The following is a 16,110-nucleotide window of genomic DNA, read 5'->3' as shown; positions in this document are numbered from 1 at the left end:
GATCCCTTTCCCCCGTGCGATGCGGTCAGCTGCTGTAGACGCCGACCTCGTAGAGGGAGTAACCCCAGTCCGTACCGCGGTCGGTCCCCAGCATGCGAACATATCTGGCCGTCACTCCGGAGAACTTGGCCGTGTCGAGGCCGCCGTCACCCGAAGTGGTGGACCACACCGTCTTCCAGGCCGAGCCGTCGGTGGAGACGTCGATCTGGTACGCCTTGCCGTAGGCCCGCTCCCAGTCCAGGGTGACCTTCCGGATCGTGTGCGAGGTGCCGAGGTCCACCTTCCACCACTGCGAGTCGCTCCAGTCGCTGGCCCAGCGGGTGCCGCCGTCGCCGTCCACGGCCCGGCCGGGCTGGTAGCTGGTGACGGGGTTCGACTCGGACGCGCCGGCCGTCGCCGTCTTCCCCCTGGCCAGGTTGACGCCCGCCTGGTGGCTCTCGGAGGAGCCCCAGGTGTCGAGGTAGGACTCGGCGCCCTTGAACAGGTCGTCCACGACGCCCTGGCCGCCGACGAGCCGCACGTCCTCGATCCAGTCGGGGATCATGCCGACATGGGCCGCGCCGTCGGCGTTGTAGTCGAAGGTGCGCTGACCGGTGGTCTGCTTCTCGACGGTCGAGCCGCCGTCGACGCTCTTGAAGGGGTACTTCACCGGGTTGGAGGTGTTCGCGCCGCGCGGGGCGGGGTGGTCGCCGATGCCGTTGAAGTCGGTGCCGTAGCCGTAGCCCACGTCGTACTTGGTCCGCAGCGCGTCGGTGCGCGCGGCCTCCTTGCCGAACTCCTCGGAGCCGTGCATGTACTGGGCCACGAAACCGCCGAGGGAGTAGACCCGCTCGGTCCAGTTCAGGTCCATCCAGCTGTGCGAGGACAGGACGCCCGGGTAGGACGCGGCCTCGAACATGTCCAGGACCTGGCCGGTGGCCTTGACGCTCATGTGGTCGATCTCGAGCATCATCTTGCGCTTCATCATGCCCTGCACGGCGTACTCGCCGAGATCGGTGAGCCCTCGCACGTTGCACTGCGCGTTGTCGTCGTACTCCGGCACCTCGGTGCCCTCCGGCAGCTCCTCCTCGGCCTTCGTCGCCGCGTCACCGATCGGGTTGTCCTTCTGCGGGCCCTTGCACTTCTCCGTCTGCCAGAAGGTGCCCGTCGACAGGAACTGGCCGACGTTGATCGCCGTCCCGAGACCGTGCTCGTCGAAACGGACACCGCACAGCGCGTTGTCGAACTTGTGGCACAGGAACATGCTGCGCACGCCCAGGCCGTACAGCTCGTCGAGGCCCTTGTCGATGTCCGCCTTGCTGCACTGGGCGATGTCGAGGATCTGCTTGCAGCCGAACGGCTCGGAGGTCTCCACACCGAGGACGACGGCGAGCTTGCCCTGCTTGACGACCTCACGGGCCTGCGCGCTGTCGGTGACGATCCGGAACCAGCCCTTGCCGGCGCCGCCGTACTGCTTGTCGATGTAGTCCTGCAGGTCGTACGTCAGCTTCGCCTGCAGCCGGATCGAGGTCATCTCGTCGCAACTGCGGTCCTTGAACGGGTAGACCGAGCAGATCATCCCGTTGGTGACCAGGTCGTTGACCAGCACCCGCTGGCCGCCCCGCCAGGCGCGCTCGATCCAGGCGTAGTAGTTGGCCTGGTGCGTCATCGAGTCGTACGCCGGCCAGTCCTTGAACGTCGGGTAGCCGACCGGGTCGTGCTTGCCGTCGCCGCCGTGGGTGATGTAGTCGAAGATCGCGAGGCTGCCGTCGGGGTAGTGCTCGGGACAGTCCTTCAGCGCGTCGGCGATGCCGGACGTGGAGAAGACCTTGCCGCAGATGAGCCGGCCGCCGAACGCCTCGTTGGAGAACAGGTGGTTGTGGGCGTCGACGAACCCCCGGACGTCACCGGCCGAGTCGGTGCCCTTGAACGGCTCACCCGTCACGTTGATCTGGGAGTCGGGCGACGGCCGTGAGGTGGGCAGCCACCAGTCGCCGGTCGCGGCCGAACTCGACGACGGGCTGATCAGCATGCCCATCGTGGTGAGGAACAGCGCCAGCACCATGAGGGGTTTGCGTCTGTGGTGGGCGCGTGGAGTCCTGGTCATCACTCACGTCCTCGGTCAGGGGGATGCACGGTCGATCGGCCAGACCGTTCCGGGACGCGGTGAACACCCACGACGCCATAGTCCGATTGTCATGGCTGGCACAAGCGATGTGACGAGAATCGCCACTGGGGTGATCCGAGTCAATAGTCCGGGACGGTTGACCTGATGCCACTCGGTGCCGTAGGGGACGTGAACACTTCGTCAACTTCCGGAGCCTTCGCGGAGGTTGCTCCCGCCGCGGACGGGAGTCGTCCGGCATGGCGTCGGGGAACGGCCGGGCTCGTGCTGTCCGCCGCGCTGCCCGGGCGGTCCGCCGCGCTGCCGTGCTGTCCGTGCTGTCCGTGCCGTGCTGTCCGCGCTGCCGACGCGTGGGCCGTCCGGCCTGCACGGCCCGTATGGTCTGTACAACCCGTATAGCCCGTCTGGCCCCTGCGGCCCTGAGGCCTTGCGGACCCGGGGCCCCGGGTCCCCTCCGGTCAGGAGAGCGTATGGACCGACTGCCGGGTCACCAACTGCGTGCCCAGCACCACGTGGTCGTCGAGGCCGATCAGGGAGACGTCGCCCGGGACGTCGAGGCCGGCCTCGCGCAGCGCGGCGAGCGCCCCCGTCGCCACCATGTCGGTGCCCGCGAAGACCGCGGTGAAGTCCAGGCCGCCCGCCCGCGCCTCCCGGGTGCGCTGATGGCCCGAGACGCGGGTGCACGGGCCGGGCGGCTCCAACTCCCCGGCGTGCGCCGCCCCGTGCGCGCGCAGGGCGTGCAGGAAGCCTCCCGGCACTGGACGGCGCTGCTGAGCCCGGGGGCTTCGCCCAGGAGCAGGATGCGCCGGTGTCCGGCGGTCAGCAGATGGTCGGTGGCCTGGAAGGCGCCGCCCTGGTTGTCGTACCGCACCACCGTCGCCGGCGGATCGCCGGGCAGCGGCGGGCGGTCCACCAGGAGGAGATGCGGTGAGCGATCACTTTCGCCTCGCCCCGATCGCTGATCAGGCGCGGGAGTCGGCCGCCGTGACGGTGGCGGCGGCTCCTTCCGGGCTGTCGGCGGGCCCGGGTACGGCGGGGAGCGGGGCGGGGGCGCGGCGGCGGCCGGCCAGCCGACAGCCGAGGCACTCCGCGTGGCCGCCGCGCGCGGAGAGGTCACGGACCCGTAGGCTCCACTGATCGCGGGGGCGGGGGCCGGGCGGCTTGCCCCAGCCCGCGAGGTGCAGGCCCCAGGTGACCAGCAGGGCCAGCACCGAGACGACGGCGCCCAGGGCGAACCCGGGGGTCCAGCCGCAGACGCCCAGACCGAGGAACGCTGACCCCGTGGTGCCGATCGCGGTGCCGGTCCAGCCGGCGATGGTGTGGCCCTCGTCGTGAAGACTCACGTGTACTCCCTAGAAGTGCGCCGCGTCGCGCCACGGCATGCCGCGGCCACGCCCACGGCGCCGGACTATGATGTCTTAGTAAGTAAGGAATATAGCTTGCCCCGGAGGCAACTTCAATGGAGCCCGAACGCCACCCCACCGTCCCGGAGGCGATCAGCGCCATGGACGGCCTGATCGCCACGATGATCGTCGGCCAGCAGGAGTTCGCCCGGAGATTCGGCCTGAGCGTCACCGACCTCGTGTGCTTCGCGTACGTCATGGAGGCCGGGGACACACCGGTCACCGCCGGCGATCTGGCGCAGCGCGCGCATGTCACCACGGGGGCGGTCACCGGCGTCCTCAACCGTCTGGAACGCGGCGGGTTCGTGACCCGGCAGCCGGACCCCGCCGACCGCCGACGCGTCCGCGTGGTCGCGGTCCCGGACGTCGTCGAGCGGGTGGTGGCCGTCTACGGCCCGTTCTACGCCCGCCTCGCCGAGCTGTTCGCCCGGTACTCGACAGACGAACTGGCCCTGCTCACCGACTGGTTCGGGCGTGCGGAGGAACTGGCCCGGGGATATCTGGACGAGTCCCGATAGAGCCTGTCTCTTTTTGGGGCTTGCGGTGCGCACGGTGCTGGATTCGCCCACGGCCCGACTCGTCGGAGCCTCAGTGTGGAAACCCGGGGCTATGCCGGCGGGGGGGGGGGAGGGAGCGTACGCGGAGGTGTGCGCGCAGATCGGAGTGGAGCCCAGGTCTGAGAGCTGGGCTCTGTGGAACACCTGGAGCGATGGGGAGCTGATGGTGACCATGGTGGTGTCGGCTGTCGAGACGACCGAGGGGCTGTTCGAGAGCTGGTCACGTGGCAGAGCCGTAGATCTGTTGGTGTAGGGCATCACCAGCGGTATGCGACCGTGCTCGAAACGTGTGGCGGGGGCTGAGGGGAGACACCTTGTGGGGCGTCGACCGCCGTCACAAAGGCGCCGTGAACTCCCCGGCCGTGCTGAAGTCGATCCGGGTCGCTCACCCGGACGGCGCCCCGAGCTACGTGATCATGGACAACCTCTCGGCCCACAAGGGCACCAAGATCCGCGCCTGGGCGAGGAAGAACAAAGCGGAGCCGTGTTTCACGCTGACCGACGCCTCCTGGGCCAACCCCGTCGAGGCGCACTTCGGGCCGCTGCGGCAGTTCACCCTCGCCAACTCCCACCACCCCAACCACACCGTCCAGACCCGGACTCTGCACGCCTGCCTGCGCCGGCGCGACGCCAACGCCCGCCACCCCGACCTCCTGGCCGCCCGACGCGAGGAGTGCGCCCGCATCCGCAGCGAGGAAGGCGTCCGCTGGGGCGGACGCCCCCTCGCCGACGCGGCCTGACCGATCTTCTCGGCGGGGGTTCTACTCGTGAGGCTGCCAGGTGTAGCGGACGTCCGGCTCATGTTCCTCGTTGCGCAGTCCGTCGGTGTGCTCGACTGCGATGAAGCCGTGCCGCTCGTAGAAGCGTTGGGCCGGTCCGTTGACCTGGAACGTCCACAGTCCCAGTCCATCGGGCCGCTGCTGCTTGGCCAAGTCCATGAACCGGTCGCCTACACCCCGACCGCGCCAGGACGGATCGAGGTAGAGCTGTTCGAGTTCCTCGCCATCGAGTACCAGGAGCCCGATCACGGAGCCCTCGGCGACGGCTACCCAGGTCTCGCACTTCGGCACGACCACGTAGGAAAACCAATTCCGCACCTCGTCGTCGCCGTGCGCGCGGCGCACGGTCGGCAGCGCAGCGGTGAAAGAACGCAGCCAAACGTCGGCAATGTCGGCCGCATCAGAGTCATCCGCACGCCGAAACACAAGCTCACTACTGTTCACGGAGCGCGACTATCGCAGATGAGTGATCTTGACGCATCCGGATTTCGAGAGTGCTGTCCTCCCGGCGAACCTATGCGGTCAGAGCAGTAGACGAGTAGACGAGTCGAAGCCGTCGGTGTTGAAGTTGTGGATCGCGCCCCTGCGGATAATCCGCAGCAGCCGCCGGCCCTCGTCGTCGTCGATCTCCCGGACCTGCACTCGTTCCGCCACGTGATCATTCTGGCCGTCCGGTTGCCGCGCCGGGCGACACCGGCCTGTTGACCGGACCACGGGAGGACACGCCGGGCGGGAGCGCATCCCCGCTCGGGCGTCGACGGCTTCTACGGCTGGGCGGTGGCCTCGGACTGCCGCTTCGCCAGGATGTGCTGGTTCCCGCCCGGAGCCGGCCGGGTGGTCAGTCCAGTGCGGGGCGTGTGCGGCGTGCGGTGTGTGCGGGCCGCCCGACCGCGGCGTACCAGACCAGGGCCGCACATATGAAGGCCGTCGCCGCGGAGACCAGTGACCTTGTGAGGGTGTCGTTCCGTGCGCCGGAAACGAGGGCGACGGCCAGTGCCAGCGTGAGGGTGATGACGGGCAGCGCACGGCGGCTCCGCGTGGCGCCTGGCACGGCGGCCGGCGGCAGCAGCCAGGTTGCGAGGCCGTAACAGGCACAGGCCAGCAGTGTGGCTCCCAGCACTTCGCTGGGCCGGTGGCCGCCCATGGTCGCGGTGGCGGCGGCGATGCAGGCGAGCCACAGCACACCGGCCGTGGCGACGTAGGGGCGGATGCGGGGGGAAACCACGAGGACGGCGGCGAGAGTCAGCGCCGCGGGGATGACCGTGTGCCCGCTGGGAAAACCCTGATCAAGGAGATTCTCGGGCGCGCCCACCAGATCGGGGCGGGGCATGGTCGATTTGAACACCTCCTTGCCTCCGACCGTGAGAATGACGACCCCCAGCGCCGCGCACCCCTGCCGCCAGCACCGCCGCACCAGGGTGAGGACCACGATGACGGCCAGGCCCGCAATCACGGTGGGCTTGGCGCTCAATTCCATCGGCGGCAGGGGCGTCGAGCCGTAGGCCGATCCTGACAGGGGGTAGATCCATGCTTCTTCGCCGCCCTGTACACCGAGACCGAACAGGGTGTTCTCAGCTCGTTGCCCCCACGGGGTGCAGACGGCGAGCAGGTAGACCGTCAGGACCCCCAGGGTGTACAGCAGAGCCGACTTCCACGGCCGCGTCGTACGCGACGGGCTGCGGTCGTCGGGGGCCTCGGGGGCCTGCCTTGAGGCCCCCGGACGGTGCGCGGGCAGGGACTGAGAATGGTGCTGAGTCATCGCTCTGTTTCTTCCGTTGGGGGGTTCGGTCACGCACGTCTTGCGGCATGGCGTGGGCCGCCGGGCTCGGTCGGCCCACCGGGGGTCCGCTCCTATTCGGCGAGTGCCTGCCCCTGTCGGCGCTGGGCGGCGATCGCCAGGGCGGGGAGGGGTGCGATCAGCAGGATGAGGACGACCAGGTCCGGAAAGGACTGCATGAACGCGTCCGGCCGGACGACGATCGCCTGCATGCGGACGATCGCGAACGCCGCGACGGGGATCAGCCACCGGTGGTCGCCGGTGGCGGCCGTCGCCACCCACGCGGCGATCAGCGCGGCGACTTCGAGGACGAACAAACCGCGCTGGAAAGCCGGACTGACCGAGATGATGTGCATGCCCCCGGCCACGAACATGGCGAGCACGACGGGGGCCAGCCAGCGGTACGAGCGGCGTCGCAGACGGCTGGGACGGCAGAGTGCCAGCACGGCGCACGCGGCGCACAGTGCCCCCGACAGCACCAGGTCACGTGCCGTTATCGGGGCGCCAAGACCGTAGTAGCCCAGGCCCGCCTTGCCCTCGTCGCCGAAGAGGGTGCGGCCGTGGGACGTGGCGCCGGCCCAGATCATGGCTGCCGCGGCCGGCAGCGCGATCCATGCTCTGCCGCGCAGCAGGGCGATCAGGCAGCCCAGCGGGAGCAGCCCGTAGGGCAGCAGCCGTATCCGTGTGGGACCTTCGGCCCACGGGTACCAGCCGGAGAAGCGGAAGGCGATGGCGTGCTGTCCGGGGTCGATGTGCAGTGCCCAGTGCCACACATCCTGCAAGTACGGAACCAGCGCCAGCGCGGCGAGGGCCAGGGCGGCCAGATGGATGCCGTCCAGCCACCACGGCCGGGCCGTGTCGTCGACGACGGCACGGGCGCGGGCCTGCACCCCGGCGCGCATCAGGGCCGCAACTTCCCGCGGCGGGGGCCAGGAGCGGCCGGGATACGCCTCGGACAGGCAGGCCAGCACCTCCTCTCCCTGCCGGGAACGGTAGGGCTCGGGATAGGCCGCAAGCAGGAGACGATTCATGCCGGGGCCGCTCCGGCATCCCGCGAGTGTCCGATGACGACGGCCGCGGCCTGCTGCATCCGCAGCGCCTCCCGGCCGAGCGCCTCGGTGCCGTCCTCGGTGAGCCGGTAGTACCGCCGCGCCCGCCCGTCCACGATCTCCTCATGGCCTGCGGCCACCAGCCCGGCCCGCTCCATCCGCTCCAGCGCGCCGTAGAGAGTGCCGACAGCGATCCGGAGCCGCCCGTCGGTGGCCTGCTCGGCAGCCTTGATGATGCCGTAACCGTGCAACGGACCATCCATGAGTGCGGCAAGGATGAAGTACTGCGGTTCCGTCAAGGGCGGATTCTGTCTGCTCATGCATCGAGCATATATCGAGCTACGAGATATATCTGCCAGCCTAGGATGATCACCGGCAGCACCTCCACGCCCGCGGCGCGAGCGTCACCCTCTCCCGGCTGGCGGGCGCAACGGCGATCTCCACGTCGCCGCATCATCCGGCGAAACAAGCACGCCGCCGACGAACGCCTCCGCGAGGTCGTGAACAGGGCGAACGTTGCCTGATGCGGCACCAGCTCACGGGGTCGCTCGCCAGAGCATGCAGCCGTCGCCGGCAGATGGGTGCGCATCCGAGGGTGGGGAATGCTTCGTGGATGTCGTCGCGTATCTCCAGCGGATTCTCAGGCGGCGGAACCAGTGCAGGTGGGCGAACGCGCGCCCCACGACCCGGCGTCGGGTTCGGAGGCGGAGCAGTGCTCGGTGTCGCGTCGGGCGATCACCGGCTTCGCACCGAGGTCCCGGACCAGTCGGCGGTACGTGTCGTGGTCGTAGCCGCGGTCTCCCGGCACCACGTCCGGGCGGCGCCCAGGCACCGACCACCCCCGGCACCCCGGCCGCCTCCGCGGTGACGGCGACCTCCGCCCCCCTGTCCTGGACCGCCGCCACGGACGACTTCGGCGTCATCGGCTACGACATCGTCCGGGTGAGCGGCTCCACCGAGAGGGCGGCGGCACCCCCGCCGGGAACTGCTCGGTGACCTACCGGGCCACCAGCGAGTGGCCCGGCGGCTTCCAGGGCGAGATCGTCATCCGCAACACCGGCATCACCGCTGCCAGCGGCTGGACCCTCGCCCTCGCCTTCGCCGACGGCCAGACGGTCAGCAACATGTGGGGCGGGACTCCCACACAGAGCGGTGGATCGGTGAGCGTGAAGCCGCTTCCTGCATCTCCGCCATCCCGCCCGCGGGCTCGGTGACGGTCGGGTTCGTCGGCACCAAGGGCGCCAAGAACACCGCGCCGACCGCCTTCACGCTCGACGGGGCCACGTGCGCGAGCAGTTGCCCCCCGGTGAGGTGACCGACCCGGACGAGGTGACCGGCGGGGGCCACGCATGGCCCCCGCCGGCCGGGTCAGCCCCGCACCAGCTCGATCCGGTACTTCCTGGTCTGGGAACCGTCCTCGCTGCGGACCGTGACGACGGCCGAGGCCCCGCCGGATGGGCCGGTCCGGTCCACGGTGACGGTCGCGTACGGGTCGCGCGCCGTCGCCGTGACCTCCGCCCGGCCCGGGTCGTCGGTGACGACCCGGTAGTCGGTGGTGCCGGGGTCGAAGGAGCCGACCGGCTTCCCGTCGACCTCGACGGAGGAGGCGGCGGCGTCGGAGGAGACGCCGGGGGCCTTGGCGTACACCTCGATCTCGCCCATGGTGATGTAGCCGCCCTGCCGTGCGGTCATCACCACCCGCACACCGGTCACCGGGCCCGCGTCGAGGGGGACGTCGATCACCGGGGTGCCCTCGGTGCCGACCGTGACCGGCCCGCCGGCGTCGGTCCACGGGCCGTCCGCCGTCGCCCTGACCTGGACCTTCAGGCTCTGCGGGAAGGAGACGTTGGTGCCGTCCCGGTGGAAGTGGGCGACGATACGGCTCAGGTCGCGTGCCTTCGGCAGACCGAAGGTGATGGTGTCGGACGGGTTCTTGGTGCCCGACCTCCAGTTGGACCAGGCCTTCTCGGCGGTGTTGCCGTTGCGCAGCCGCTCGGCGGAGTAGCCGCTCTCGGTGTAGGTGGCGGCGACGGTGACGCCCGTGTCGGGCGCGATGTTGGTCTCCGAGGCCCCCGTGACCTGTACGCGGACGGTCGCGTCGACCGTGGAGCCGTCGACGACCTTCGCCCTGCCGGTCAGGGTCACGACGCCCTTCTTGTCGAACGCCCCGTCGGCCGCCCGGTCCCAGGTCACCGGGAGGGCGGTGCGGCCGCCGTCCCGGCCGACGCCGGTGACCGTCCCCGGAAGTTCCGGCTCGCCCCCCTCGTAGGTCTTCGCGCGGCCGGGGACGGTCGAGGCGATCGTGTCGACGGTGACCAGGGCCTCCGCGGGGATCCTGCGGCCGAGGACGTCGGTGGCCTCACCCTTGACGCGTACGCTCCCGGACTTGCGCCACTTGCGGTCCGACGGCAGCTCCCACACCACGGGCAGGGAACCCCGGGCACCGTCGCGGACCACCGGGGTCACCGTCTCGGGCAGCTCCGGCCGCAGACCCGGGACGGTGAACGCCTCCGCCCGCTCGGTGCTCAGCACGGTCTCGTCGCTCACGGCCCAGAGCTGATTGGCCGCCGAGGTCGGGGTGTACGTCGACACCTTGGCGCCGTCGGCCGACGACTGCCCGGTGACGTCGAGGAGACGACCGGTCGAGGCGTTCACCAGCGTCCAACTGCCGTCCCCGGTGGTCGACATGAGCCACTGCGCGGCGGCGGGGACCTCACCGGCGGCCGCCTCTTCGAGGACGGCCTGGTCGTCGCGCACGGCGAGCCGCCTGCCGGTGTCCGCGTTGGTCAGGGCGTAGCGCTCACGGTTGCCGGTGCCGGAGGTCAGCTGCTCCACCGACCACAGCTGCCGGGCGCTCGCGGCGTCGGTCGTGCGCAGGACGACACCGGTGCCGTCCGTCGACGGGGTGAAGGACTTGCCGCTCTGCGTGCCCTGGAGACGGTAGACATGACCGGGCTGGACGAGTGCGGCGTCCTTGTCCGCGCCCCGGACGCCCTCGACGAGGAACGTGGTCACCGACTTGGCGGGGACGTCGAGGGTCGCCGAGCGGTCGGTCACCGGGACCGGGGTGCCCTTGACCAGGGCCCCGCCCGCGCTCGTCACGACGGGGGTGACGGTGGCGCCCGCGTCGATCTTGCGGAAGCGCGTGAGGTCCAGGGTGACGGAACGGGCGGTCGTGCCGCCGTTCACGTGGACCACGGTGGCCGAACGGCCCGACCTTCTGACGGCGGCGACGCTGGACGGGTCGTCGACCTTCACGAAGTGGTCGCCGGGCCGGATGTGATGGGTGAAGTTCCGGATGGTGTCGAACTTGGAGTTGGCCCGGATCGGGCAGGTCTCCAGGGTGTCCGTGGCCGTGCAGTTGAACGGGACGTGGATGCTGCCCCAGTTCTTGCCGGCCGCCGCCTGCGGCAGCGCGTCCTCGATCGGCTGCCAGAACACCCAGGCGGAGGGCTCCAGTTCACGCATGTCGTCGACCATGCGGCCGGCGATGCCGAGGCCGGGCTCCATGCTCGTGAAGTCGCTGCCGGTGCCCCAGGTGCCCTCGACCTCGCTCATCCAGAGCTTCTTGTCCGCGCCCTTGGCGATGTCGCGCGCGCTGGTGCGCATGCCGGTGCCGTAGGTGTGCACGTTGAGCTGGGGGAGGGCCGCCCGTGCGGAGGCGTCGTAGGCGTTCCAGTTCTGCGTGAAGACGGTCGGGTTGGTCTCGTCCATCGCCGAGATCTCGGCGTCGGTCTTCGCGCCACGCAGTGCTTTCTCCAGGGCGAGGAGCACCTTCTGCTGGAGGGCGGGGCCCGCGTGGGCGCCTTCCTGACGGCCGCCGGTGGGCTGGCCGTTCGCGCCGATCTGGGTGCCCCAGTAGTTGGTGTTGGGCTCGTTCAGCGGGGCGATGGTGTCGAAGTCGATACCGTGCCGCTTCTCCATCTCCTCGGTGACCCGCACCAGATAGGCGGCGAACTCGTCGACGCGGTCCGCGCGGATCTGGTCCGTGTTCGCGTCGAAGCCGCCGGAGACGTAACCGCTGACGGTCTGGAACCAGGGCGGCGAGTTGCTGAACGCCTCCCACTTGGTGATCTTGTCCTTGACCTGGTCCACCCACCAGCGCTGGCCCGGGTCGGCGTTCCAGTCCCAGTGGTCGGGGTCGTCCGGGTCCCACCACTCCATGTCCTGGCGGGTGGTGCCCGCCGGGGCCTTCCAGAAACCGTCCATCGTCGCGCCGGTCTTCATGTAGTCCTTGCGGACGTCCGGGGCGTTGCCGCCGCCGATGTTGTAGCGCGCGATGTTGAGGCGGAGCCCGTCCTCACCGAACAGCATGTCGACGAGACGTCTTCGGATGGGCTCGGGGTAGCCGCCCGTGGCGTTGGCGAACCAGACGAGACTGGTGCCCCATCCCTCGAACTCCTGCTGCTGGTACGAGGGGTCGATCCGGACGGTGACGGAGTTCCGCGCCGGGACCGTCGCGTCCGCGGTGGCCGGCGGGGCTGCCGTCAGACCGGCGCCCAGCACCAGGGGGACCATGGGCGCCAAGGCCCTGACGATGCGATGTCGTGGGGTCACGACACTCCCTTCCACAACACGAGGCGAACGCCGTTTCGTTGACATGCCCAAAACACGTGCTTAGCATTCAGGAAACTGAAAGCGCTTTCTAGTCCTCGTTCTTCATGGATTCGCCCGACCAGCCGCACGGCCCAGGAACGTCCCCACTCGTCCCGGGAGAAACCGTATGAGGTCGTCACCTGCCGTCGGCGTGTTCCCGCGGTGCATCGACACGGCGGGCCCGCTCGTCATCCGTGTGCGGGGCACCGTCGACATCACCGGCGAGCGGGGTGTCCGGCCGAACAAGACCGTCATCGGCGTCGGTCCCTCGGCCGTCCTCGACGGCGGCGGGCTCGACTTCCACCGCCCCTGCGACGTCATCGTGCGCGACATCAGGCTCACGGGCGCCGAGGGCACACCGTCAACGTCGGCCAGGACGCCGGGAGACCGAAGGCCGCGATCCACCAGGACTTCCCGCGGAACAACGCGTTCACCGGCCCCGGCACCTGCGAGACCGACGGCACGGTGACCGGGCCGCGCACCTCCTGCGCCTGCACCCTGGACCCCGCCGCAGACGTCCCGGCACTCGTCGGCGCCGGGGCGGTCACCGGAAAGCTCGGTGCCTGAGCAACTCCTCCTCCCCCGAAGCACAGGAGAGACCTCGATGAACTCATCGCGCACGAAGGTGATCGTGGCCGCGCTGGCGGCCGCGCTGCTCGCCGGACCCGGTGTCGCCCAGGCGGCGCCCCAGGCCGCGCCCGTTCCCCGGACGCAGGCCGCGGCGGCCACCATCAGCTGGACCCTCGTCCGGGCGGCCAATCCGACACGGGACCAGCTGACGGCGTACAACCTGATCACATCGGCCATGAACGCGGCGGTCGCCCGCTACAACAACCTCAGCGATCTCGGCAAGAACATCACCGTCCGCTACGAGCCCGGCGTCCCCACCGCCGACGGGAACCTCAACGGGACCATCCGCTTCGGCAGCAACCGCAGTTACATGAACGAGCGGACCGCGCTGCACGAGATCGCGCACACCATAGGCGTGGGCACCAGCTCGGGCTGGTCGCGGCTGGGCGGCAGCGGCACCTGGACCGGCGCGCGGGCCACGGCCCTGGTGAGGCAGTACGACGGGTCGAGCGCGAAGATCTCCACCGGAGGCGGCCACTTCTGGCCCTACGGGCTCAACTACGACAACGAGTACTCCGCGACCGCGGCGGACCGGCACGTCCGGATCGTCGCCGCGATGGTGACCGACGGGCTGTAACCGTGCGGGCGGCAGCGGGAGTTGGTGCCTGATGACAAAGGCGCCGGCCGTGGCTGCGTTGTTGTGAGCACGGGGCGGTGGGGCCGTCGCGGCGGTCCTACCGTCCCAGCATGAACACGAGTCGCAGGAAAGGAAAGACCCTCAGGGCGCTGCGGGGCGTCGCGCCGGCGGTGCTGCTGACCGTCGGGGCGCTCACCGGAGCCGCCCCCGACGCGCGGGGCGCGCAGACGCGGACCGAGACGGCCGTCGCGTCGACCAGCCCGGTCCGCGGCGTGACGGAGACGATGGTTCGGGTGCGGGCGCCGCTGCCGGCGTCCTTCGGAGCCCGACCGGCGGCGTGCGACTGGCTGTCGTACCTGCGCTACCGCTCCTCCGGCGGACCGGCCGCCTCGGCCGACGCCGACCGGATCCTCGTCGCCCAGCCGGGCATCCTGGAAGGCGCCGGCGCCTTCGACAGCGTCGCCCGCAACACCGTGGCACGCGCCGCCGCCGAGGGCCGGCACATCGAGTTCTGGGCCCTGGACCGCCGGTCCAACTGCCTGGAGGACCGCACCGGGGTGGCCTCCGGCGACCAGCACACGGCCGTCGACTACTACTACCGGGACAAGCCGGTCGCGGGCCGCACCTTCGACGGTTTCCTCGGCAACGGCGACCTGGGCTGGATGGCGCGGCTCGGCATCGAGCGGACCGTCCGCGACCAGTACGACCTGCTCACCGCCGAACTGCCCGACCAGCGGGTGCGCGCGCGGAAGGTGCTGTGCGGCGGGCACTCCCTGGGCGGTGTCGTCACCGGGTACTTCGCGACCGCCGACTTCGACGGCGACCGGACCACCACGGCGGACGCCGGACACCGCCAGTGCGCCGGCTACTTCGCCCTCGACACCACCGTCACCACCACCCTCGCGGACCTGAGCGGCAGCATCCCGGACGACACCGATCTGCCCGACATCGGCCTCGGCCACGGCGCCGTGCAGGCCGGCCTCGACAGCGGACTGCTGCCGCGCTCGCTGTCCGCGCCGGTGCTCCTCAACCCGGAGACGATGACGCTGCTCGCCATCGCCGGAATGGGCGCGCTGGAGGACCCGGACGGCGAGGCGACCCTGCCGAACCGCCTTCCCCGCAACACCAACATCGACGTCACCAACCGGTTCCTGTTCTCCGAGGACACCCCCACCTTCCTCTCCGGCACCCCGGCGGTGCGGGACTTCCGGCTCACCAACGAGGCGGTCCTCGGTGCCCTGATGGACGACCACTCCGTACCGCTGGCCTTCCTGCAGAGCAGCGTGGGCTTCTTCGACGGAGGGCCGGTCGTCGACAAGAACTTCCCCGCCGCCAACGGGAACGGGGCACAACCGGCCCTGTTCGGCGGCGAGTACAAGGCGATCCCCGACCGGCCGGGCGGGCCGCTCTACACCTGGCGGAACTACGACCGTGTCGGCGACGCCGACGACCCCGGGTACCGGTCCGCCGACGGGACGCCGTTCACCGGCGCGGGCAAGGAGGTCACCGACATCCAGGAACTGGCCCGCAGCATGGCCCAGCAGCCGCTGGACTTCACCGAGCAGTACTTCCCGACGAAGCTGGTCACCGATCTCCAACTGGCAGCCTCGCCCCAGGTCAAGCGGCTCGTCGTCCACCCGGACGGGCTCACCGCCCACCCGACGCTCACCGTGCTCGCGGGCGACGGGCTGCTGGCGGGCCGTGTCCCGGCCGACCTGGACCCCGTGATCGCCGACGGCTACCAGCACCTGGACGTGCTGACCGCCGCGCCCACCCAGAACGACGGCCGCCCCGAGCCCGTCTCCACGAGCCTGACGGAGTTCGCGCGGGACCCCGCGTAGCCGGCGCCCTCGTCGCCCCCATGGAAGGAGGGCCCGGGAGGGTGTCCTCCCGGGCCCTTCGCCCTGTCCGGGCGGTCCGTGGGTCAGACCTTGGTCGCGGCGAAGGCCGCCGCCGCGTCGGCGTTCGCGCGGTAGCCGAGGTGGGCGCCCACGTCGCCGCCGCCGTTCTCGCAGACCGGGTCACCGGCCGCGCAGAAGTCGATGGTGCGGCTCTGGTAGGTGCCGGTGACGCTCTTGCCGATCGCGCGGATCGGGTTGCCGAACAACAGCACCGCCGAGACCCTCGGTTCGAGCGCCGCCGGAATGGTGGCCACGATGGGACTGCCGACCACCGCGCCGGCGCTGCTGATGCCGATGGAGTTGTCGACGACGTTCGCGCCCTGCGAATAACCGACGAGAACGAAACGCTGGTTCGGACAGGAGGCGGCCTGGCTCCGGACATGGTTCACCAGGTCCGAGTTTCCCTGCGCGGCCGACGTGGGAGAAAGGTCGGCGGGATAGTTCACCTTGTAGCTGGACAGCGATTTGCCCGCGATTTTCTTCTGCAGAGCCGAATACACGGGGTCGCCGACGATGAAGCCGAGAGTGCCCGGCTCGAACGTGCCGCGAGCCGAGACGACGTCGATGTCCGTGCAGGCGGCGGCCGTTGCGGTGGGGGCCGAGACGGCCAGACCGGCCCCGCCGACCAGCGAGAGCGCGGCGAGGGACAGGCGGATACGCATGGGGATCCTTTGAGGGTCGGGCGCGTGGAAGCGCCTGTGGAAAAGGACGTCCCGAAGGTATTCGCGGAGTCGGTC

13 protein-coding genes and 3 pseudogenes are annotated in these 16,110 nt (G+C 70.4%); 5 read left to right on the top strand and 11 right to left on the bottom strand.

Annotated elements, in window-relative coordinates:
• Positions 1-25 precede the first annotated feature (25 nt).
• The 3 genes and pseudogenes from ACZ6BB_RS30705 to ACZ6BB_RS30695 all read right to left on the bottom strand — a co-directional run bounded on the left by ACZ6BB_RS30705 (position 26) and on the right by ACZ6BB_RS30695 (position 3,447).
• A complete protein-coding gene (locus ACZ6BB_RS30705) occupies positions 26-2,044 on the bottom strand; it encodes a galactose-binding domain-containing protein (protein ID WP_471618534.1) in 2,019 nt (672 codons plus the stop codon).
• A gap of 518 nt (positions 2,045-2,562) precedes the next feature.
• A pseudogene (locus ACZ6BB_RS30700) lies at positions 2,563-3,026 on the bottom strand (substrate-binding domain-containing protein); the annotation flags it as partial.
• A 40-nt stretch (positions 3,027-3,066) separates the two neighbouring features.
• Positions 3,067-3,447, bottom strand: coding sequence for an HGxxPAAW family protein (locus tag ACZ6BB_RS30695; RefSeq protein ID WP_471618367.1), 381 nt, complete (start codon positions 3,445-3,447; stop codon positions 3,067-3,069).
• A 116-nt stretch (positions 3,448-3,563) separates the two neighbouring features.
• Here ACZ6BB_RS30695 and ACZ6BB_RS30690 point away from each other — a divergent pair, with 116 nt between their 5' ends.
• Both ACZ6BB_RS30690 and ACZ6BB_RS30685 read left to right on the top strand, forming a co-directional pair.
• On the top strand, positions 3,564-4,025 hold the full coding sequence (locus ACZ6BB_RS30690) for a MarR family winged helix-turn-helix transcriptional regulator (protein WP_471618366.1): 462 nt from the start codon (positions 3,564-3,566) through the stop codon (positions 4,023-4,025).
• 347 nt (positions 4,026-4,372) lie between these two features.
• A pseudogene (locus tag ACZ6BB_RS30685) lies at positions 4,373-4,804 on the top strand (transposase); the annotation flags it as partial.
• Between the two features lie 21 nt (positions 4,805-4,825).
• Here ACZ6BB_RS30685 and ACZ6BB_RS30680 read toward each other — a convergent pair.
• From ACZ6BB_RS30680 to ACZ6BB_RS30655, 6 genes are all read right to left on the bottom strand, one after another.
• A complete protein-coding gene (locus ACZ6BB_RS30680; protein WP_471618365.1) occupies positions 4,826-5,287 on the bottom strand; it encodes a GNAT family N-acetyltransferase in 462 nt (153 codons plus the stop codon).
• Between the two features lie 78 nt (positions 5,288-5,365).
• Positions 5,366-5,497, bottom strand: a complete 132-nt coding sequence (locus ACZ6BB_RS30675; protein WP_471618544.1) for a hypothetical protein — start codon at positions 5,495-5,497, stop codon at positions 5,366-5,368.
• A 184-nt stretch (positions 5,498-5,681) separates the two neighbouring features.
• Positions 5,682-6,602 carry a phosphatase PAP2 family protein gene (locus ACZ6BB_RS30670; RefSeq protein WP_471618364.1) on the bottom strand — a complete coding sequence of 307 codons (921 nt, stop codon included), beginning with the start codon at positions 6,600-6,602 and terminating at the stop codon, positions 5,682-5,684.
• A gap of 92 nt (positions 6,603-6,694) precedes the next feature.
• Positions 6,695-7,651 carry a hypothetical protein gene (locus ACZ6BB_RS30665; RefSeq protein ID WP_471618363.1) on the bottom strand — a complete coding sequence of 319 codons (957 nt, stop codon included), beginning with the start codon at positions 7,649-7,651 and terminating at the stop codon, positions 6,695-6,697.
• On the bottom strand, positions 7,648-7,989 hold the full coding sequence (locus tag ACZ6BB_RS30660) for a PadR family transcriptional regulator (RefSeq protein WP_471618362.1): 342 nt from the start codon (positions 7,987-7,989) through the stop codon (positions 7,648-7,650). Before ACZ6BB_RS30660 ends, ACZ6BB_RS30665 begins: the two co-directional genes overlap by 4 nt.
• 320 nt (positions 7,990-8,309) lie before the next feature.
• The gene (locus ACZ6BB_RS30655) at positions 8,310-8,501 is read right to left on the bottom strand and encodes a hypothetical protein (RefSeq protein ID WP_471618543.1); all 192 of its coding nucleotides are present in this window, start codon (positions 8,499-8,501) and stop codon (positions 8,310-8,312) included.
• Between ACZ6BB_RS30655 and ACZ6BB_RS30650 the strand changes: the two are divergent.
• Positions 8,486-8,984 (top strand): annotated as a pseudogene (locus ACZ6BB_RS30650) (cellulose binding domain-containing protein); the annotation flags it as partial. The gene ACZ6BB_RS30655 and the pseudogene ACZ6BB_RS30650 overlap by 16 nt on opposite strands.
• A gap of 53 nt (positions 8,985-9,037) precedes the next feature.
• Here the strand turns inward: ACZ6BB_RS30650 and ACZ6BB_RS30645 are convergent.
• Positions 9,038-12,187, bottom strand: a complete 3,150-nt coding sequence (locus ACZ6BB_RS30645; protein ID WP_471618533.1) for a glycoside hydrolase — start codon at positions 12,185-12,187, stop codon at positions 9,038-9,040.
• 682 nt (positions 12,188-12,869) lie between these two features.
• Here ACZ6BB_RS30645 and ACZ6BB_RS30640 point away from each other — a divergent pair.
• Positions 12,870-13,472 carry a hypothetical protein gene (locus ACZ6BB_RS30640; protein ID WP_471618361.1) on the top strand — a complete coding sequence of 201 codons (603 nt, stop codon included), beginning with the start codon at positions 12,870-12,872 and terminating at the stop codon, positions 13,470-13,472.
• A gap of 110 nt (positions 13,473-13,582) precedes the next feature.
• Positions 13,583-15,313, top strand: a complete 1,731-nt coding sequence (locus ACZ6BB_RS30635) for a hypothetical protein (protein WP_471618360.1) — start codon at positions 13,583-13,585, stop codon at positions 15,311-15,313.
• 83 nt (positions 15,314-15,396) lie between these two features.
• On the opposite strand, the gene ACZ6BB_RS30630 is transcribed toward ACZ6BB_RS30635, so the two are convergent.
• The gene (locus tag ACZ6BB_RS30630) at positions 15,397-16,035 is read right to left on the bottom strand and encodes a cutinase family protein (protein ID WP_471618359.1); all 639 of its coding nucleotides are present in this window, start codon (positions 16,033-16,035) and stop codon (positions 15,397-15,399) included.
• Positions 16,036-16,110 lie beyond the last annotated feature (75 nt).

The organism is Streptomyces sp. NPDC041108, from assembly GCF_055592645.1.
The sequence above is the reverse complement of the archived record's forward strand: the minus strand, read 5'-3'. Positions and strand labels throughout refer to the sequence as shown.